Consider the following 18,323-nt stretch of genomic DNA (forward strand, 5'->3'; position numbering starts at 1 on the left):
AGGAGCGTCCAAAGTAACGGCGGACGGGGGCTGGCGTCAACCTGACCTGAAATCCCGGGGTGTGTCCGCCTCGCACCGTGGGGCCTGCCCGCCGGAGGACGTCGGGTGCCGCCTGCCTGGTGCAGTGGGGCGGCTCGGGTGAGGCATCGGGGCGTGCTCCCCGGCACCTCGCTTTCAGCTGCGCGGCTGACCGCCCGGTTCATGGCTCACCGACGAAACCCGACGGCGGCGACGCGCAAGGAACCGACTCGCGAGGGCGAGCGGCTCCGTCACCCGGTCAGCTATATGCACTCCGCGTAGCACGGGTTGTAGCAAGCGGTGTTGGTCGCGGAGCCGCACTGCTGACGACAGAATCTGCTGCAGATGCAGGCGTCGGTGTCACAGGCCTGGGCGCTCACGTTTGAATCGGCCGCCGGCTGCTCGCTCACGGGCTCCTGCGACTCCTGAGGCATCGGTCCGCCGCAGCCAACCATCAGCCCGAGGACCGCCACGGCGGCCAGCCACGTTCCTGCTCTCTTCATGTTCTCGTCCCTTGTGAGTCGCGCGGAAGTGCGCGGCCTCGATTCTAGACAGCACCGGGCCATCCACGGATAGACATACATTTGATAAAAACAAATCCGTCCAGTGGGGGGCTCTTTTTGAAGCGCCGACGGCATGCCCCCTGGGATGAGCCAGGGGCTCACCACTTCTTTCGCGAAGGCACCCGGCAACCCTTGCCGGAGGTGGCAACGGTTGCCGGCCCGGAGCCCCGGAGTGTGGCAAGGGTTGCCTTGCTCTTGAAGTCCTCCAGGTGGGGAACGCCTTCGCGGGGGGCTGGCATCCGCGTTGCTCTGGGGACGTCCCGCTCCCCAACGCCGGCCCGCGGGGACACCACGTCCCGGCGGGCCTTCGGCAAGAAGCAACACACCAGGACATTCAGCGAGAGGACCGGAACATGAGCATGGGTCGATTCACGAAGCAGGTCGGTGCGCGGTCGGTGCGCAAGGCGTTGATGGCGATGCCCCTTGCCGTCTTCGCGGTGGGCTGTGGCGGCGAGCTGCCCGAGCAGGGCCAGACCGAGGGCGACGTGCCCGTGGCGCCCAGCGAGGCCGTGGAGCAGACCGAGCAGGGCGTCGTGCTGGGGGGATCGTACTGGTGGGGCATCAGCAGTGGGGTCAGCCAGCTCAACATGGGGACCTCCGTGGGTCGCACCTGTTTCCTCACGGGCGTTCAGGGCAACCTGAAGCCCGGGTCCTCGGCGAACACGAACAGCGTCTACGCGTACATCTACGCCGGGAACTGGTACCTCGCCATCAGCCAGAACAACAACATGGCGCTGGGCGCGGGCGTGCAGTGCATCAACACGGACACCAACCGGACCTTGGATGGCGTCTGGTTCAAGGGAGACCCAGCGAGGCTGCTGGGGGCGGTCACCGCGCAGCGGCGCTGCTTCCTCACGCGGGTGGAAGGCTCAGGCGGGTTCACGACGAACGCTGACTACGCCCGCGTCTGGAATGACGGCCTGAACTGGTACCTGGGCGGCAGCCTGACGGGAGAGGGTGGCGCCCGGGCCCGGTGTGTGGACGTGCCCACGGACCAGGGTTCCTGGGGCTACGGCGCCGGCGACCCGGGTGGCTTCACGGCGAACATGACCTACAACCCGGGTGGTGTGGCCTGCATGCTCACCGGCCTCGGTGGCCACTTCACGGCCAACAGCTTCACCGATGGCGTGTCCATCGACTACAACGCTGGCACCCGGTACTGGGAGATGACGGTCGTCAACGGCAAGCGCGGCTGGAGCTCCTGCGTCAAGTAGTGGCCCGGAAGTCGAGCCCAGAATTGCTGGGAGTTGCAGGTAGAATCCTCCCAGCAGTTCGTTGTCCGCCCCGGCGCTCTCATGCCGGGGCGTGTGGGAAGAACCGCTTCAGGACGAGAACACCTGCGTCCCGCCCGATACGAACGGTGAGTTCACCAGCTCTGACATCACCGCGCTGAACTTCATCTACTGAGCGCTGGCGCTACCAGAAGACCAGGGTCGACGAGACGCGGTCGTTCCACCAGGACCAGAACACGGTGCCCGTGTACCAGCCGTAGTTCCCCAGGTAGCTGACATTCACTCCCTTCCCAATCCACAGCACGTGACCCCGGAAGCCGGCGTGCTCGAACAGCGCCGTCCAGCTCCCACACGGCGTGCTCTTGAGGGAGGAGATGCGGTCATTCATCCGTGAGCCCACGTAGGAGAAGCCCAGGCCCGGGGCCAGCCCCAGGTAGGACCCGACATACGAGGGATGCTCGTAGTACATCGTCCCCGTCCAGCACGGCGTCGCGCCTCGCGCCGCGGTGGGCTTCTCGGACGGGAACTGGCCCGTCGAGTCGAAGTAGGTCGTCAGGTCGCCCGTGGTGCGGAAGCCCTGCACCACCCCCATCGCCTCCGAGCGTGTGTCGAGCACGTAGTGCGACAGGTGGATGTCCTGCGCCTCGATCTGCTGGGCCGTGTACTTCACCCCGTCCACCAGGATGGGCAGGTCGGGCAGGAAGCTGGGGTCGGAGTCCGGCTCCAGGTCTTCGCGCGGCGCGTCCCGCAGCGCCAGGCTCAGCTGCGCGGGGACGGGCACCTCGTCCTTGGGCGGCTCCTCGGCCATGCCGTACGCGAAGTCCTGCGCGAAGGTGGTTCCACCGGTCAGCGCCGCGGCCAAGGCCAGCGAACCCACGACTGTCTCAAGCTTCATGTCTGCTCCTGGATGAGGGGGATGCGCTCGTGACCCGACTGCCGCCCGAGCGCCCCGGTTTATATCCAGCGAAACTCGATAAGAGGGCATGTCTCAGTGCGGTGAGCCTTGCCGCTCTCGCAGTTTAATCTGGCTTGCTGTGATTTGCGGGAAAAATGCCCTAAAGAGTCTCTTGTCCGCCCCGACGCTCCCGTGCCGGAAGCGTGGGAAGCACCGATGCAGGACACGAGAGGAAACGAGCATGTTCAAGCGAGCGGCAGTCCTCGTGGTGAGCTGTGGCACGTTCCTGGCCGGCTGCGATGCAGCCCCGCGAATCGAGAATGAGGAGATCATCTCCAACCTCATCGAGGCCGGGTTTCCGGCCGACGACATCATGGTCGTCGACGATGCGGTGTACGTGGGGCGCGACACCCAGGTGAGCCTCGAGGCGTCCCGCGAGCTGCTTCAGCCCAGCGAGGGGAGCCAGGAGCACTACAGGACGACGAATCTCGTCAACACCGCCATCGTCAAGAAGATCTGCATCAATCCGACCACCGCGTTCACCAGCTACCCCCGGTTCAGCCAGGGGCTCGATATGGCCATCGCCAATTACAATGCCCTGGGTCTCTGCTTCACGATGGCGAGGGGACCGACCACCGGCTGCGACGCGAACATCTCCGCGCGGACCATGACAGGCACCGGCGGCTCCGCGGGATTCCCCTCGAATGGCTATCCCTTCGGGTCCATCACCATCGGCACCGGGCTGGGTAGCTACAGCGTCGACGTGGTCGAGCACGTCATCACCCACGAGCTTGGCCACACCATCGGGCTGCGCCATACGGACTACTACAACCGCGCCATCAGCTGCGGCAGCGGCGGCACCGAAGGCACTGCTGGCGTGGGGTCCATCCACATCCCCGGAACGCCGACGACCGCCACGGTGGGCGGGTCCATCATGAACTCCTGCTTCAGGTCGACCGAGACCGGCGAGTTCACCAGCCAGGATATCGCCGCGTTGCAGGCCCTCTACGGCGGTGGCTGCTGAGCACGAGGGTTCAGGGAGACCGGCTGTAACGGAGCGGCGGACGGGGCGAGAGGCCGACGTCAACCCGTTTTGAAACCACGGGGTGTGTCCGACGCGCACCCTGTGGGTCAGCTGCTGGCGGACGGCGGTGCCGCCGGGCGGGCGCGCCGGGGGAAAGGGCGCGTCCGGGAGCGCGGGGGAAGCGCTTCGCCAGGGCCCGGGGCGAGCCCTCCCGCGTATCGCCGTCGATGTATCAGGGAGTATGCTCCCTACATGGCCATTACCGTTGGCGTGAACAAGATGTCCGTCGTCACCAAGGACTCCAATGGTGTCACCGTCGCCTTCCCGGACGTGTGCAAGACGCCAAGCCCGGCGGGGCCGGTTCCCATCCCGTATCCGAACATCGCCAAGTCCTCGGACACCGACAAGGGCACCAAGAAGGTCTCCGTGGAGGGCAACCCGGTGTGCGTGAAGGACTCGAACTTCAGCACGAGCACCGGTGACGAGGCGGGCTCGGCGGGCGGGGTGGCCTCTGGAAAGACCAAGGGCAAGGCCGAGTTCGTCAACTACTCCTTCGACGTGCAGTTCGAGGGCAAGAACGTGGCTCGCGCCTTCGACCTCATGCTGCACAACGACAAGAACACGCCTCCCGCGCCGCTGATGCAGGGGCCAATCGTCGCGCTCGGAAAGCCGGCCGACAAGGTCCCCTGCGATACCTGCGGGAAAGAGCTCTAGGCGATGGACGCGTCCAATCGCAGCGGCAAGCCCCGCGCCGGGCAGTCCTTCTCCGAAGAGTCCATCCTCGCGCCGCGAGTGGGCTGGGTGGCCGGGGAGGGCGCGAGCGGGGCCCTGCTGGTGGACTTCGAGGGCAACCGTCGCGGTCCGCTCCCGGTGCGCACCACGGTGGCGCTGGCGCCGGAGGCCATCCGGCGGGCCTCGGTGGAGCGGCAGGGCGCGCTCCTCCTCTTCGAGAACGGGGACCCCGCGCTGCCCGTCCTCGTGGGGCTCCTCCAGACCACCAGCCCCGCGCCGCTCACGGAGGCCATCCTCGATTCGCTGGACCCAGGTCCACGGGAAGCGCGGGTGGATGGCAAGCAGGTGAACATCGAGGCGCGCGAAGAAGTCACGCTGAAGTGCGGGAAGGCGAGCCTCACCCTGCGTCGCAACGGCGACGTCATCCTGCGCGGCGTCAACATCCGGACCGAGGCGGAGCAGGTGCAGCGCATCAAGGGCGGGAAGGTCCAGATCAACTGAGCAGGAGCCTTGGATGCCGCTGGCGCATGCAATGCCCCGCGGCACCTGATACGGCCCGGGGCGTCGCAGCCCTCTTGGAGGCAGTCATGGGGAAGGTCAACAACAGCGCGGCCAAGAGCAAGGCGCAGACGAGCAAGCTGAAGACGGGCAAGGCGAAGGCAGTCGCCCTCAAGAAGACGATCGTCAAGAAGTCGGCCGGTGGGGCGGCGGGCAAGCAGGTCAAGGCCCCGAAGAAGCCGAAGCCCCCGCCGTCAGCCCACTCCTGGGAGGGCTCCTACCTCGCCGATGACCACGAGTATGGTTGCGTCAACCGGCACATCAGCGCCTACACCCCGGCCAACCCCTGCAGCCACCGCCACCAAGCGCGGCTGAAGGCGCTGGAGACCCCGGCGAAGTACACGTGGCCGATAGATGCCGACAAGCAACCCGACAACGACGGGGAATGGGACCTCACCGTCGACGGCAACTTCGAGACCAACGCGAGGATTCCCTTCTACCACGAGGCGCACCACGTCGTGGCCAACGCGGAGCTCAAGGCCGCGGTGGTCGATGCGGGCGAGGGCATCGAACCCAAGGGCCGGGTACCGCTGATTGTCCGCTCGGGGCTGATGCGGGAGGGCTACAACCTCAACAACCAGATCAACATGATCATCCTGCCGATGGTGAAGTACGCCGCAACGGCGCTCGGCCTGCCGCTGCACCGCAGGACCCCCATCCACTTCCACCACGCCGTCTACAGCGCGTACATCAAGAAGGAACTGGTGAAGCTCTTCGCCTGGGTCAAGGATGCTGCCGCCGACCACAAGGTTCCGGAGTACGAGAATACGCGGGAGGCAGTGGAGCTGCTCTCGAAGCGGCTCCACCCGCAGCTGATCGCGGCCGGCGAGGCGATGAAGGCCGGCACCATGGCGGGCGAGGCTCTGGAGGACATCCCTCACGACTTCCTCAGCAAGGGGCGGCCCCAGAATGTATTGAATGGCGCACCTCCCTGAGCCATGGCACCTCACCCCAAGGGACTAACTGAATGATGCGATTCCGCCTTCTCGAGACAATGGGAGACGCCAACGACCGGGACCTCTGCTTCCTCACCCGGTTCGTCGAGGGTATCGAGGGCAAGTCCCATTTCACCAACCTCGGCAAGCCGCTGAGCCCCTTCTATCCGAAGGATGCCCGCATCCAGATGAGCCCGGAGCACCCGGGCATCAAGCTGTCGGCGCTGATCGGCAATGAGCGGAGCATGCTGATTGCTTCCTCCGGGCTCAAGGACGCCATCCAGAAGCACTGCACGAACGAGATCGAGTACCTCCCGTTCACGCTCTACGACCACCGCAAGCGCGCCTACAGCGAGGACTACTTCATCATCAACCCGATTGGCACCTTCGACTGCCTGGACCTCAAGGCGAGCGATATCTCCTGGAGCACGAAGAACCCCAAGAAGATCCTCCGCGTCGACGAGCACGTCCTGGACCGCGCGAAGATGCAGGACGCGCCCCAGCTCTTCCGGGTGGACGGGGATCCATCCGAATATGTACTTGGCCGGGAGCTGGCGCGGGAGATCTACGACCGCAAGCTCACGAACATCCTCTGGACGGAGCTGCGCTTCAGCGACGAGCCGAAGAAGTGAGTGTGGCCTCCCCTCCGTCCGCCCCCCGCGCCATGACGCGCCGTCCGCCCCTGCTGTGGGACGTGCTCGCGGAGCACCTGGAGGAAGCCAGCTTCCTCTGGACGCAGCGGGAGCGGGCGATGGGCTCCCCGGACTACACCCTGCCCGAAGTCGAGGCGGGGGATGAGGCCCGGTTGCGCGCCCACCTGGACGGGCTCCGGGTGGGAGGTGCGCCCGTCGCGCTCCGGCTGCTGCGGCCGGCGCTGGAGAGCGAGGAGCCCGGGCTCGTAGCCTCCGCCGCCTCCGTGCTGCTCGCGTCTGGCGAGCACGCGCTCGTGCTGGAGCGGTGGGTGGAGGACGCGGAGCGGCGGCCCTGGCTGCGGCATGCGCTGGCGCTGTGCGAGCGCGAGGAGCTGGACGCCCCGCTGCTCGACCTGCTGCCGCGGCTGGAGCCGGCGCTCCAGGCCGAGCTGCTCGACGTCCTCGCCTTCCGGAAGGTCGACGCGGGGCCCCGCCTGGAGCGCGTGTCCCTCGCCGACACGGAGCCGGCGCTCCTCGCGGCCGCCTTCCGCGCCGCGCGGATGACGAAGCAGCCGGTGCTGGTGCCATGGCTTCGCAAGGGGCTGGAGGACTCCCGGCCCCTGGTGCGCGACGCCGCCCTCGGGACGGGGCTGGTCCGGGGCCTCCGCGCGGCCTGGCAGGCCTGCCTGCGGCTCGCGACGCAAGGGGAGGAGCCCCGCCTGGCGATGCTCGCGCTGGCGGCCGGAGGGGCTCCCGCCGACGTGGAGACGCTGGTGCAGGCTCTGGGCACGCCCGAGCTGCGCGCGGAGGCGCTGTGGGCGCTCGGCTTCAGTGGACGGCTGGCGGCGGCGGACGCGGCCCTGGCCGTGCTGAAGGAGCAGGAGCCGGAGGAGGGGTGGCTGGCCCTGCACACCTTCGCCGTCATCACCGGCTTCTCCCCGGAGGGCGTGTTCATGAGCAAGGCGGCCGAGGGAGACGGCGAAGTGGCGCCGCCTTCCGGTGCCGTGTCCGCCAGCCTGCCGGCCCCCGAGCATCGCCCCGGACGGGTGCGGGTGGTCGAGGTGTCACGGTGGTGGGCGAAGGCGCGTGGCCGCTTCGACCCGGAGGGCCGCTACCGGTACGGCGTACCGTGGACGCCCGAGGCGCTGCTGCAGGCCCTCCATCAGGCGCCGATGAGTCACCGTCCGGCGCTGGCCTTCGAGCTGGCCGTCAGGAGTCGGGGCGCCTGCCAGGTGGAGACCCGGGGCTGGTGCGGACACCAGCGCGCGCAGCTCCGGGCCGCCGGGGCGTTGTCTTTGGAGCGGCTCACGCGCGGCTTCGATGGGTGGATGAACTCATGAGCGCTCCACGCGAGCCCCCCCCGCCGGACGTCCTGGGGGTCATCACCGCCGTGGGGGCCGTCACCTCGGTGGGGCGCAGCGTCGCCGCCGCGTGCGCCGCCATCCGCGCGGGCATCACCCGCCCGCGAAGGGTGAGCCATTTCCAGGTGCTGGAGCCGGAGACCCAGGACACCCTTCCGCTCACCGCACACCCCGTCCACGGCTACACGGACGGCTTCGCGGGGATGGGCAGATGGCTGCGTCTGGCGCGAGGCTGCCTCCGCGAGGTGCTGGAGACGCCGGGACTTCCTCGCCCCTCCGACGGGAGGTTCTGGGGGAGCACGGCCCTGCTGGCGGTCACCCCCTCCCGGAATGACGGGGGGTTCGAGGTGGAGGGGGAGGATGGCCTGGACGGCATCCGCGAGTCCTGCCTCCGCCCGCTCCGCGACGCCCTGGGGCTGGCCCTGCCTGACGCGAACGTGTGGGTGATGGACCAGGGCCACGCGGGTACAGCCGCGGCGGTACAGCGGGCCTCGGGCGAGCTGTGGCGGGCCGGGTTCGAGCGCGTCCTCATCCTCGCGGTCGACTCCCTGCTCGACCCCGAGGCGCTGCAGATGCTCGGCGAGGAGGGCCGCCTGAAGGTGGGGGACAACCCGGTGGGGTTGATGCCCGGTGAGGCTGCCGCGTGCTTCCTGCTGGAGCAGGAGGGCAGCGCGCGCCGACGCGGTGCCGCGCCCCTGGCCCTGGTGACGGGCGTGGCCACCGCCCAGGAGCGCAATCACCTGTACTCGGGCGAGTCCACCCAGGGGGAGGGGCTGGCGACCTGCCTCCGCGAGGTGCTCGCGCGCGGTTCGCGCCCGGCTCGCTTCGAGGGGGACGTCTACTCCGACTTGAACGGTGAGCAGTGGCGCTCGCGGGAGTGGGGGACCGCGCTCATCCGTCTGGGGGAGCACCTGGACGCGCCGAACGTTCATCTTCCCTGCGTCTCGGTGGGAGACGTCGGCGCCGCGAGCGGAGCGCTGGGAGTCTGTCTGTCGGTCCACGCCTTCGCCCGGGGGCAGTCCCGGACCGGGCAGGCCCTGGTTGTCTCCAGCTCCCCCTGGGGCACCGTGGGCTGTCTCCGCCTCCACTCCGCCGGGGCTTGAGGCTCCGCCCCATTCCCGCCTCCAGGTGCGCCCATGGCCTCCAAGTTCCTGCCCGCCGTCATCGAAAATGCCCTGGACGAGAACCAGCGCCTGCGGCGGCGGCTCGTCCGCGGGGAGGTGCGCTCGCATCACGTCCTGACGTTCTGTGACAACTTCCGCATCGCGGGCATCGGCTCGCTCTTCCTGACGGGCACCTCGGAGCCCTTCCTCCGCCACCTCCACCAGAGCGGCCGGGCCTTCGCCCACTACCTGCGCAACGCGGGGAACACCGAGGTGCGACTGAGTCGCTCGCGGCCCTTCTTCGACGCGGTCGGCGCGGGGGACTTCGACGGCGCGGCGCTGATTGCGCGGCACGCGAGGCGGAGCTGGGCCCATGGCGAGGAGTACGAAGAGGACTTCCTCTTCATCGAGTTCCTCATCCAGCACGGCGTGCTGGAGGCCCCGGTGGCCGACTGCGAGGACCTGCTCGCCCGCTACGAGCGGGCGCTCAAGGGCGCTGAGGACCTGAGGCTCGACGTCTGCCGGGCACTGCTTCAAGCGGACCCGGAGGCGTTCAATCAGGCGCTCGCAGTGTTCCTCTCGGACCGGAAGGAGCAGCTGGAGAAGCAGGCGGAGACCACTCCCTTCCCGGAGGAGTTTCTCGCCACCGAGTGGCACTTCTCCCTGGAAGGACTGGCGCTGGTGCGGCTGGCCGAGCGCAAGGGGCTGGAGACCGAGGAGGACTATCTCCACATCCCCTCCATCGCACGGGAGCCGGCCCGGATTCGGCTGAGCGAGGACTCGTGGATGGAGGCCGACTGACGCGCGTGTACGGGACCATCAACATTGGCGCCGGGCTGGGCAGCTACAGCGTTGACGTGGTCGAGCACGGCATCACCCACGAGCTTGGCCACACCATCGGTCTCCGCCACACGGACTTCTACAACCGGAGCATCAGCTGTGGCAGCGGCGGCAGCGAAGGGACTGCTGGCGTGGGTGCCATCCACATCCCCGGAACGCCGACGACTGTCATGGTGGGCGGGTCGATCATGAACTCCTGCTTCAGGTCGACCGAAACCGGCGAGTTCACCAGCTATGATATCGCTGCGTTGAATGCGCTCTACGGTGGTGGTTGCTGAGCACGAGGGTTGAGGGAGACCGACTCTGGAGTTGCCCCGTTCCCTGGATGACGAGACGGCATCGTGAACCTGATGGTCCCGCCGGATGTGTATGCCATGCCCATGGGTGGGTGATATGAACCCACACACACAAAGGAATCTCATGAACCCAGGCGCAACAGGCTGGCGTGTGTGTGTGGTGATGACTGTCTCGCTCATGCTGGCGGGATGTGGTGCCGGAGAGGTGGGAGGAAACGTCGAAGAGCTGGGGACTGAGTCAAGGGCGTCCAGCTCGCCTGATGGAAGGCTTCTCTCCGCGGGCGAGTTCCATTCGCTGGCCCGGCGCCCCGATGGCACTGTCTGGGCCTGGGGCTGGAACGCGGATGGCCAGTTGGGAGATGGCGCCACCGCCGACCGTGTCCAGCCCGTGCAGGTGTCGCTGCTCAGTGGGGTCGTCATGCTGGCCGGCGGCGCAACCCACTCGCTGGCCTTGCTCGCTGATGGCACCGTCTGGGCTTGGGGCAACAACGAGATGGGGCAACTGGGCGATGGCACCTTCACGGACCGTCACTCGCCAGTGCCTGTTGTTGGCCTCACTGGCGTCAGCGCGGTGTCCGCTGGGGGGAGTCACTCGCTGGCCCTGCGCTCCGACGGGACGATCTGGGCCTGGGGCGAGAACAACGCAGGACAGCGCGGCGACTGCGACCTCGCCAATCGTTCCACGCCCATGCCGATCTCCGGCCTCAGCGGTTTCGTCGAGGTGTCCGCGGGTGGCTTTCACTCGCTCGCGCGGCACTCCAATGGAAAGGTCTGGAGCTGGGGCTACAACAGCCATGGTCAACTGGGCCATGGCGCACTCGAAGTGGATCGCAAACCCAACGAGATCTCCGACTTCCCCGGGAGCGTCGGGGTGTTCGCGGGCTATCAGTACTCGCTCGCGCGGATGGCCGATGGGACCGTCCGGGCCTGGGGGCAGAACAGCCAGGGGCAGCTCGGCCTCGGGGAGGCGCCTCCTACGGACCGCCATTCGCCCACGACGGTGCCCGGACTCAACAACGTGGTAGCGCTCGCGGGTGGCAACGCCCACGTGCTGGCGCTGCGCTCGGACGGCTCTGTCTGGGCCTGGGGCTGGAATGTCTGGGGCCAGCTGGGTGATGGCACCGGTATCGATCGCCTCTCGCCAGTCCAGGTACTGGGCCTCGACGATGTCATCGCGGTGTCAGCGGGTAGCCGTCACTCGCTCGCGCAGAGTGCGGGAGGGACTCTCCACGCATGGGGTCGCAACTCATACGGCCAACTGGGTGACGGCACCCACTTCCGCCGCTTCCAGCCGGTGACGGTCCTCGACGCCAGTCCCTAGTCCTGGCCGAGCAGCCGGGCCTCATCCACTTCGTCCCGGATGAGGCCCACACCCTGCTGCGCGAAGCGTCACGCCAGAGGGCGCGGAGTTTCTTCGCTCGGAGGTTGCGCCAGCGAGGGCCTGGCGGCAGCGCGCGGCGCGGAACCCACGTGTGTCTCTCACCTGGCGGGACTTCAGGTGACTCCGTCTGGTTCTGGTGCCCCGGGTGCGGTGCGAACTTCCGCAGCTCCTGGAACATCAAATCGGGCACCGACGAGCCCGGGTACGCCATCGCCGGCAGCATCGCGGGCATGGGGCTGGGGGGCATGCTCGTGAACTTCTCGAGCTACCAGGACTTCTTCCTGCTCCGGACGCGCTGAGCCCGAGGCGCTGGCGGAAGGGATGGAGTGGCTCCGAGAGGATGGCTCGGTGGACTTCGTCTGGTGCCTCGACATGTTCAACCATGTCGAGGACATCGACGGCGCGCTGAAGGAGTGCGCCCGGCCCTGAAGTCGACAGGGTGGAGTAGGCTGGGTTCATGAAGAAGCGACTATTCATCGGACTCGGAGTGCTGCTCCTGGTGCTGGCCGGGCTCATCCTGAAGACACTCTCGGATGCGGGTCAGTTCAAGCAGCTCTCGCCCCACTTCGCCGGGCGCTGTGCTCCGGTGTCCGGCATGCCGGGCGCCGAGGACATCACCTTCCATCCGACGCTCGGCTACGCGTACGTCTCGTCGGATGACCGGCGCGCCACGCAGGCTGGACGCCCCGTGCAGGGGGGCATCTATCGCTATGACCCCGCGAGCTCCGAGCCCCCCATGCTGCTGACCGCAGCCTTCCCTCACTCGTTCCACCCGCACGGCCTTGGCCTCTTCGTCGCCCCGGACGGCACGCAGACCTTGTACGTGGTCAACCACCCAGCGCCAGGCCAGCAGCAAATCGAGCGGTTCGAGGTCGGCGCGGATGGGATGCTCGTCCACCGCCAGACGCTGAGAGATGCGGCCCTGGTCTCCCCCAATGACGTGGTGGCGGTGGACTCCGAGCGCTTCTACGTGACGAACGACCACCGCTTCCCTCCGGGCGCGTTGCAGGTCGTGGAGGACTACCTGCAGCTCGCGCTGGGCAACGTGCTCTACTTCGACGGCCGGAGCTTCCGGGAAGTCGTCCGCGACACGGCGTATGCCAATGGCATCAACCGCTCCGCGGATGGGCGGGCGGTGTACCTGGCTCAGTCGGTCGGACGCTCGCTGACCGTCTATACGCGGGATGCGGACTCGGGGGCGCTGACGGAGCAGCGGACGATTCCGCTGGGGAGCGGGCCGGACAACATCGAGGTGGATGCGCAGGGGCACCTGTGGCTCGGCAGCCACCCGAAGCTGCTGGACTTCGCGGCTCACGCGAATGACGTGTCCGGAGCGACTCGCGCTCCCGCGCAGGTGTTGCGGCTGAAGGCTCCGGGAGACTCGCTGGATACGGAGGAGGTGTTCCTCGACGACGGCCGGCAGACGGCCGGCAGCGCCGTGGCGGCGGTCTCCGGGAAGTGGATGCTGCTCGGCCCCGTCTTCGAGAAGGAGCTGCTGCGCTGCGAGCTGCCATGAAGACGATTCGTCCACTCCGGCAGTGGCTCGGCCTCGCCGCCGTCCTCCTCGTCGCGGGTGGCTGCTCGGCGCATCCCCGCCGCCACCCTGCATTCCCGCCCGAGAAGCATGGGTTGCCGCCGGGAACGCCGCTCACCTTCGCGCAGCTGCGTGACGGGGCGCCTCCGGCCGGAGACAGGTTCCAGCTCGAGGCCTACGTCGCGGGCTTCAGCGAATGTCCACCGTGCCCGCCCAGGGCCAACTGCAGCCCGTGCCAGCGGCTGTCGACAGTGCTGTATCTGCGCGAGACGCCGCCGCCGCACCACGACGAATCGCCAGTGCTGAGTGTCGACATCGGCATCCATGACGGGCGTGCGTTCGAGCCCGGCCGCAGGTATCGCTTCGAGATTGGCCGCCCGATGCCCGACGACGCTCCGGGGGCGCCGTCGTACGAGGCGCTCCTGCTGCGCTATACGCCGCTGCCCTGGTCCTCAGACTGCGCGACGTTAAGGCTGGAGGAGGGCTTGCGCCTGCCCTCTTCGAGCGCGGGCGTCCGGGCAGCGCGCGGCTAATGGATGCGCGGCACGAGACGCCCCTGAGTACCTGCGGCGGATGGAGGACGTGCTGGACGTGTATGAGAGGCCCTACTCGGCCCGCGAGCCCGTAGTCTGCTTCGATAAGAAGCCGGTGCCCCTGCACGAGGACGCGCGGGCCCAGAAGCCCCCACGCCCCGGCCACGTGGCCCAGCGGCGTCTGCGGGCGCACCACCCCGGGAGTGCGCTCCCTCAGTGAAGCACGCCGGGCGGCGGAGTCGCTTCCGCGGGACGCTGCCCGGAGAGTGGAGGCGAGCTTCCCGTACATGGTGCTCCTCCGGTGTAGGAGAAGGGGCGCCGGGCAAGCATACGCCGGTTCCGCCATGTCTGGACTGGGATGTTGTCGCCTGGGTCGCGAGGCTGCCTCGCGCGTTGCCCGGTCGTTGACGGCGCGCTCACCCTGGAGGGTGGCGGGGGCCCGGAACCCTGGAGGATTCACATCTGGGACGGACCTTCCCTGACTCACGGCGGAGCCTGTTCCTTCCGCGTTCCATCGAAGGTCGTCACCTACACCTGCCCGAGCGGTCCGATTCCGTGCGCGCACGCTCCCTGGAGTCTCTCGGGAGACGTGGGTGCGCGGGTCCGAGCTGCCAGGAACCACGTAGGGAAGGTGGAAAGACAGACATCCGGATGGAACGGGGAAGCGATTCGGGACCCGTGGTGCTGAGAGGGATGTTGAAGGAATCGCCAGGTCGGTGGCTGTGAAATGGAGTGTTCCATGTCGCGTCGATGGTTGGGTTTGCTGGTCAGTGGTTGCACGCTGTGGGTTGGCTGTGGACCCATGGATGAATCGGTAGGAGAGGAGGGGCCGTCGTCCACGGTCGCGAAGCCGCTCGGAGCGGAGGAGGAGTGGGGTGGGGGCCGCCAGTGTCGGCCGCCGGTGAGGATTGGCAATCTCACTCCTTCTCCGGGGCACTCGAATGTCTACTCGCAAGTCGAGCTGGACGGGGTGATCTACATGAGCACTGCCAACCTCTCCCTTCCCGTCGCGGTCTATGCCCTCTGGAAGCTGGAAGACGTGTCCGGGGGGCATGGGCCCGCCGACTGGCGGACCACCCGGCTGCTGGGGGACGTCTACAGTCCGCCCCTGTCGCTCACCGTCATGGGCGGGAAGGTCTTCTTCGTCTACAACGATGGCGTGCGGGGCTCCGAGCTGTGGAAGACCGATGGCACGCCGGGTGGAACGGTGCCGGTGAAGGACATCAACCCCTTCGGTGAGGCCTTCCCCGAGTTCCCCCAGGCGATGGTGGCCGTGGGTCGGACGCTCTACTTCTCCGCGAATGATGGCACGCGGGGCGAGGAACTCTGGCGCAGTGACGGGACGACGAATGGGACGCGGCTCGTGAAGGATATCGCTCCGGGGGCGGGTGGTTCCGCGCCCGGGCCGTTCTTCGTGGACGGACAGCGGCTGCTCTTCGCGGCCGATGATGGAGTTCAGGGCCGTGAGCTGTGGAAGAGCGACGGGACGACGGGTGGCACGCGGTTGGTGAAGGACATCGCGCAGGGAGCGGCTGGCTCTTCTCCCGACTCACTGTTTCGGTTGGATGACGACGAGATTCTCTTCGTGGCCGATGATGGCGTGCACGGTCGGGAGCTGTGGAAGACGGATGGGACTCGGGCTGACACGGAGCTGGTGGAGGACATCCGTCCTGGCAGCGAGGGCTCGGGTATCCAGTCGATGACGCTGGCGCGACGGACGGTGTTCTTCACCGCGGATGATGGGGCCCATGGTCGTGAGCTCTGGGCGACGAAGGGCTGCGAGGACGACACGCGGCTGGTGAAGGACCTTCGCCCGGGAGTGGTGGGCTCGATGCCTCGCAATCTGGCTGCGCTGGGCGGTTCCGTGGTGATGGCCGCGGATGATGGGACATATGGCCGCGAGCCCTGGAAGAGCGATGGCACGGCGGGCGGCACGGTGCTGCTCGCGGATACGTATCCGGCTCCGGGCTCGCCTCCTCCCGGGTACGAGGTGAACGGCATGGTTACGGCGGGGAGCAAGGTCTTCTTCTATGCCGTCACACCCACCACGGGCCTGGAGCCCTGGGTCACGAACGGGACTCCGTCGGGGACGCACCTGGTGAAGGACATCTTTCCGGGGCCGGCGAACTCCATCTCGGGAGACTCCGACCCGTTCTTCCCCGTGGGCGGGGGCGTCCTCTTCCGGGCCTACGTGGACACGTTGGGGTTCGAGCCCTGGTGGAGCGAGGGAACGGCGGCGGGAACGAAGATGGCGGACATCTCACCGGGGCCGGGCTCGTCGTCGCCCGGCGCTTACATCTCCACGCGTGATTGGGTGGTCTTCATCGCGGATGACGGCACTGGTAGCGAGCCGTGGGCACTCCCGACGGCGTGCTTCCCGAAGGAGTGAGTCGGTAGGGCAGGGCGAGCGCGAAGCCTGATAGCGAGGGCCCCTGGTGCTCCATCATGTGGGCACCAGGGGCCGGATACTTCGATGAAGACGCGCTGGGTGGCAGTGGTGGTGCTGGCGCTGGTGGTGGCGGGGTGTGCGAGAATCCGTGTGGTGCGCCTGGAGACGGGCGAGGGGCCGCCGCTGGAGCACACGCCGTCGGACCCGAGAACGTCAGTGCGAGTCGGGGAAAGGGACTTCGAGAAGGCGCTGACCCGGCTGGTGCTGGCCGCGCCCCTGTCGTTGAGAGTGCCGGAGGCGGGGCGGACGCACGGCCTGAGCTACCACCTCCACAGCGCGAACGAGACCAGGTGGAACGCCGCGAGCCACAGGCTGAGGGTGAGGGCGGACGCGGACCCCAGCAGGCAGCGCCACCGGGCCAGCGTCGCGGCCTCCTGGCGCCAGGTGCCGACACTGACGGCGACGCCGGCCAGGGCCAGCGCCGGAAAGAGGAGGCTGGCGGCCCACAGGCCCACGGTCTGCCAGTTCAGCTGTCCCAGCAGGTGCAACTGGAGGTTCGTCGCGCAGACGATGCCAAGCACCAACACCAGCACGGCCAGGGTGGGCAGGCGACGCGTCCAGCGGTTGCGCAGGGCCTTGCGCCGTCCAAAGGGCGCGCTCAGCAACAGTGGCAGGGCCAGCAGCACACTCAGCAGCGGAAGCACCGCCGACACCATGGACGTGCGCTGCAAGCTGTCGCCGCCCAGCTCGAGGCCGACGACGGCCCCGCCCTCATCGCGAAGCACCACACCGTCGACGACGTCACCGTAGTCCATGTCGGCGAGCAGCCCGTTGCCGTGATGCTTCAGGCTCGCCTCGTAGCCCAGGCCCGACACGAAGGGAGTAATCCTCAGCAGGTCCCCCTGCGCTCGCGCCTGGCCGGTGCTGAGCAGGTAGGTGGGAAGGCCGAGCAATGAGATTCGCGGATTCACGAGGCGATACCAGCCGTCGACATCACTCGGGAGTGGGAGGGAGGTCGCGGTGGGCGCCTTCCATTGCGTCCGCCGGGCGATGTAGGCCGCGAGCCGTGCTTCGAGCTTGCGCAGCGAGTTCTCACTGTTGACCAGCAGCACATAGCCCATGCCGTGCCCGGCGTGAAAGTGCAGGCTCGCCTTCGCGCCTGGCACGCCACCAGCATGGCCCTGCCACAGCTCGCCATTCACAATCCGGGGGAGCAGTCCCAACCCCGGGCCGTAGGCCAGCTGCGCTTCCGCGCCGCGCGTCCCCTGGGCCTGCTTCATCATCCGGACCGTTTCGGGCCGGAGCACGCCGGGGGCAGAGGCGCCGTCGGTGAGCAGGAAGCGGCCGAGCCTGGCCAGGTCCTTCGCATTGCACCACAGCGCGCCCTGCGCCTGGGTCTGCTCGAAGGGCAGGGCGGTCCGGTGCAGGTCGCTGCCACTGTGGCCCTCGGCGTGGTCCCGCTTCGCCGCCTCGGAGGTCAGCGCCGTGGCCTGCTCGATGCCCAGTGGCTTCAGGACCTTGCTGGAGACAATCTCGTCCCACGGCTGCCGGTAGTGGGCTTCCAGGATGGCGCCGAGCAGCACATACCCCGGGTTGCTGTAGCTCTCGGAAGTCCCAGGGCGCCAGCGCACCACCAGCGGCTCGGGGTGGTCGATGCTGCTCTCCAGGTGGCGTCCGCGACGCTCCACGGGACTGAAGAAGGCCTTGGCATGCGTATCGTCAAAGCCCGCCGTGTGGGTCAGGAGATGAACCACGCGGACCGGGTCGCTGGTGTGAAAGGCATTGCGGATGGGCGCGGCCGGAAGCAGGTCCGAGACTGGCGTCCGCAGGCTGAAGTGGCCCTGCTCGACAAGCTGCAGGATGGCGATGGCCGTCACCGTCTTCGTAATCGACCCGAGGCGGAAGAGTGTGTCCTCGCTGACCGGGGTTCCGGCTTCGTGGTCGGCCAGGCCGAGGCTCTCGCTGAGCACGGTGCCGTCGCGGTCGAACACCGCATAGCTCGCCCCTGGGAGGTGCTGCTCGCGCATCAGCTCGGCCAGCGTCTGACGCAGCTCGGCCGGTGTCGCCGGTGCGGACGGTTCGGGAAGGCTCGCCGCGAGTACGAGCGTGGGCACGAGCAGCGCAACGACACAGAGGGGGGCAAGGCACTTCATCCATTCTCCAGGAAGAGTCGCGGCTGCCCGGCCCGGCGTCGGATGCCAGGGGGCCCGTTGCCTGAGCGCGGGGGGAGGGGGCGGCTCGGTGCTGTCTACGCGGTGTCCCCACATCCATTGCGTGCGGCGCGGACGCCGCTCGAG

The 18,323-nt window shown here is 68.1% G+C and carries 19 protein-coding genes; 17 read left to right on the plus strand and 2 right to left on the minus strand.

The genetic code is table 11. From position 1 onward, the window contains the following. Positions 1-934 precede the first annotated feature (934 nt). Together G4D85_RS20835 and G4D85_RS50755 are read left to right on the plus strand one after the other, a co-directional pair. The gene (locus tag G4D85_RS20835) at positions 935-1,795 is read left to right on the plus strand and encodes a hypothetical protein (protein ID WP_240359409.1); all 861 of its coding nucleotides are present in this window, start codon (positions 935-937) and stop codon (positions 1,793-1,795) included. Between the two features lie 91 nt (positions 1,796-1,886). After that, positions 1,887-1,988 carry a M57 family metalloprotease gene (locus G4D85_RS50755; RefSeq protein WP_164014615.1) on the plus strand — a complete coding sequence of 34 codons (102 nt, stop codon included), beginning with the start codon at positions 1,887-1,889 and terminating at the stop codon, positions 1,986-1,988. A 9-nt stretch (positions 1,989-1,997) separates the two neighbouring features. Here G4D85_RS50755 and G4D85_RS20845 read toward each other — a convergent pair whose 3' ends face one another. Then, positions 1,998-2,708: a hypothetical protein gene (locus G4D85_RS20845; RefSeq protein WP_164014617.1), complete on the minus strand. Its 711-nt coding sequence runs from the start codon at positions 2,706-2,708 to the stop codon at positions 1,998-2,000. Between the two features lie 241 nt (positions 2,709-2,949). Between G4D85_RS20845 and G4D85_RS20850 the strand changes: the two genes are divergently transcribed. The 15 genes from G4D85_RS20850 to G4D85_RS20920 all read left to right on the plus strand — a co-directional run bounded on the left by G4D85_RS20850 (position 2,950) and on the right by G4D85_RS20920 (position 16,026). Then, entirely contained in the window at positions 2,950-3,732 is a 783-nt protein-coding gene (locus G4D85_RS20850) for a zinc-dependent metalloprotease (protein WP_164014619.1), read from the plus strand. Between the two features lie 252 nt (positions 3,733-3,984). Then, complete coding sequence (locus G4D85_RS20855) at positions 3,985-4,446, plus strand: DUF4150 domain-containing protein (protein ID WP_164014621.1); 462 nt, start codon at positions 3,985-3,987, stop codon at positions 4,444-4,446. A gap of 3 nt (positions 4,447-4,449) precedes the next feature. Next, positions 4,450-4,965, plus strand: a complete 516-nt coding sequence (locus G4D85_RS20860; RefSeq protein ID WP_164014623.1) for a DUF6484 domain-containing protein — start codon at positions 4,450-4,452, stop codon at positions 4,963-4,965. 86 nt (positions 4,966-5,051) lie between these two features. Then, the gene (locus G4D85_RS20865; protein WP_164014625.1) at positions 5,052-5,957 is read left to right on the plus strand and encodes an AHH domain-containing protein; all 906 of its coding nucleotides are present in this window, start codon (positions 5,052-5,054) and stop codon (positions 5,955-5,957) included. Positions 5,958-5,989: 32 nt separating this feature from the next. Beyond that, a complete protein-coding gene (locus tag G4D85_RS49540; protein WP_240359410.1) occupies positions 5,990-6,589 on the plus strand; it encodes an imm11 family protein in 600 nt (199 codons plus the stop codon). A 2-nt stretch (positions 6,590-6,591) separates the two neighbouring features. After that, entirely contained in the window at positions 6,592-7,929 is a 1,338-nt protein-coding gene (locus G4D85_RS20875; protein WP_205525637.1) for a TIGR02270 family protein, read from the plus strand. Beyond that, positions 7,926-9,053, plus strand: coding sequence for a hypothetical protein (locus G4D85_RS20880; protein ID WP_164014629.1), 1,128 nt, complete (start codon positions 7,926-7,928; stop codon positions 9,051-9,053). Before G4D85_RS20875 ends, G4D85_RS20880 begins: the two co-directional genes overlap by 4 nt. Positions 9,054-9,086: 33 nt before the next feature. Further along, positions 9,087-9,854 carry an Imm49 family immunity protein gene (locus G4D85_RS20885; protein WP_164014631.1) on the plus strand — a complete coding sequence of 256 codons (768 nt, stop codon included), beginning with the start codon at positions 9,087-9,089 and terminating at the stop codon, positions 9,852-9,854. Positions 9,855-9,859: 5 nt separating this feature from the next. Then, complete coding sequence (locus tag G4D85_RS20890; protein ID WP_275900306.1) at positions 9,860-10,171, plus strand: M57 family metalloprotease; 312 nt, start codon at positions 9,860-9,862, stop codon at positions 10,169-10,171. A 181-nt stretch (positions 10,172-10,352) separates the two neighbouring features. Beyond that, positions 10,353-11,510: an RCC1 domain-containing protein gene (locus G4D85_RS20895; RefSeq protein WP_164014632.1), complete on the plus strand. Its 1,158-nt coding sequence runs from the start codon at positions 10,353-10,355 to the stop codon at positions 11,508-11,510. A gap of 149 nt (positions 11,511-11,659) precedes the next feature. After that, positions 11,660-11,869: a hypothetical protein gene (locus G4D85_RS20900; RefSeq protein ID WP_164014634.1), complete on the plus strand. Its 210-nt coding sequence runs from the start codon at positions 11,660-11,662 to the stop codon at positions 11,867-11,869. A 22-nt stretch (positions 11,870-11,891) separates the two neighbouring features. Next, the gene (locus G4D85_RS20905) at positions 11,892-11,999 is read left to right on the plus strand and encodes a methyltransferase domain-containing protein (RefSeq protein WP_164014636.1); all 108 of its coding nucleotides are present in this window, start codon (positions 11,892-11,894) and stop codon (positions 11,997-11,999) included. A 28-nt stretch (positions 12,000-12,027) separates the two neighbouring features. After that, positions 12,028-13,086 (plus strand): SMP-30/gluconolactonase/LRE family protein, encoded by a 1,059-nt coding sequence (locus G4D85_RS20910; protein WP_164014638.1) that lies wholly within the window; start codon positions 12,028-12,030, stop codon positions 13,084-13,086. Next, positions 13,083-13,637 (plus strand): hypothetical protein, encoded by a 555-nt coding sequence (locus G4D85_RS20915; RefSeq protein WP_164014640.1) that lies wholly within the window; start codon positions 13,083-13,085, stop codon positions 13,635-13,637. Before G4D85_RS20910 ends, G4D85_RS20915 begins: the two co-directional genes overlap by 4 nt. A gap of 802 nt (positions 13,638-14,439) precedes the next feature. Beyond that, positions 14,440-16,026, plus strand: a complete 1,587-nt coding sequence (locus G4D85_RS20920; protein WP_164014642.1) for an ELWxxDGT repeat protein — start codon at positions 14,440-14,442, stop codon at positions 16,024-16,026. A 320-nt stretch (positions 16,027-16,346) separates the two neighbouring features. On the opposite strand, the gene G4D85_RS20925 is transcribed toward G4D85_RS20920, so the two are convergent. Further along, on the minus strand, positions 16,347-18,179 hold the full coding sequence (locus tag G4D85_RS20925; protein ID WP_164014644.1) for a serine hydrolase domain-containing protein: 1,833 nt from the start codon (positions 18,177-18,179) through the stop codon (positions 16,347-16,349). Positions 18,180-18,323 lie beyond the last annotated feature (144 nt).

The organism is Pyxidicoccus trucidator (assembly GCF_010894435.1).
GTDB lineage: Bacteria > Myxococcota > Myxococcia > Myxococcales > Myxococcaceae > Myxococcus > Myxococcus trucidator.

Coding starts and splice junctions, on each gene's coding strand:
- G4D85_RS20835 (WP_240359409.1), top strand. CDS start 935: ATGAGCATGGGTCGATTCACGAAGCAGGTCGGTGCGCGGTCGGTGCGC.
- G4D85_RS20845 (WP_164014617.1), bottom strand. CDS start 2,708: ATGAAGCTTGAGACAGTCGTGGGTTCGCTGGCCTTGGCCGCGGCGCTG.
- G4D85_RS20850 (WP_164014619.1), top strand. CDS start 2,950: ATGTTCAAGCGAGCGGCAGTCCTCGTGGTGAGCTGTGGCACGTTCCTG.
- G4D85_RS20855 (WP_164014621.1), top strand. CDS start 3,985: ATGGCCATTACCGTTGGCGTGAACAAGATGTCCGTCGTCACCAAGGAC.
- G4D85_RS20860 (WP_164014623.1), top strand. CDS start 4,450: ATGGACGCGTCCAATCGCAGCGGCAAGCCCCGCGCCGGGCAGTCCTTC.
- G4D85_RS20865 (WP_164014625.1), top strand. CDS start 5,052: ATGGGGAAGGTCAACAACAGCGCGGCCAAGAGCAAGGCGCAGACGAGC.
- G4D85_RS49540 (WP_240359410.1), top strand. CDS start 5,990: ATGATGCGATTCCGCCTTCTCGAGACAATGGGAGACGCCAACGACCGG.
- G4D85_RS20880 (WP_164014629.1), top strand. CDS start 7,926: ATGAGCGCTCCACGCGAGCCCCCCCCGCCGGACGTCCTGGGGGTCATC.
- G4D85_RS20885 (WP_164014631.1), top strand. CDS start 9,087: ATGGCCTCCAAGTTCCTGCCCGCCGTCATCGAAAATGCCCTGGACGAG.
- G4D85_RS20895 (WP_164014632.1), top strand. CDS start 10,353: ATGACTGTCTCGCTCATGCTGGCGGGATGTGGTGCCGGAGAGGTGGGA.
- G4D85_RS20905 (WP_164014636.1), top strand. CDS start 11,892: ATGGAGTGGCTCCGAGAGGATGGCTCGGTGGACTTCGTCTGGTGCCTC.
- G4D85_RS20910 (WP_164014638.1), top strand. CDS start 12,028: ATGAAGAAGCGACTATTCATCGGACTCGGAGTGCTGCTCCTGGTGCTG.
- G4D85_RS20915 (WP_164014640.1), top strand. CDS start 13,083: ATGAAGACGATTCGTCCACTCCGGCAGTGGCTCGGCCTCGCCGCCGTC.
- G4D85_RS20920 (WP_164014642.1), top strand. CDS start 14,440: ATGGATGAATCGGTAGGAGAGGAGGGGCCGTCGTCCACGGTCGCGAAG.
- G4D85_RS20925 (WP_164014644.1), bottom strand. CDS start 18,179: ATGAAGTGCCTTGCCCCCCTCTGTGTCGTTGCGCTGCTCGTGCCCACG.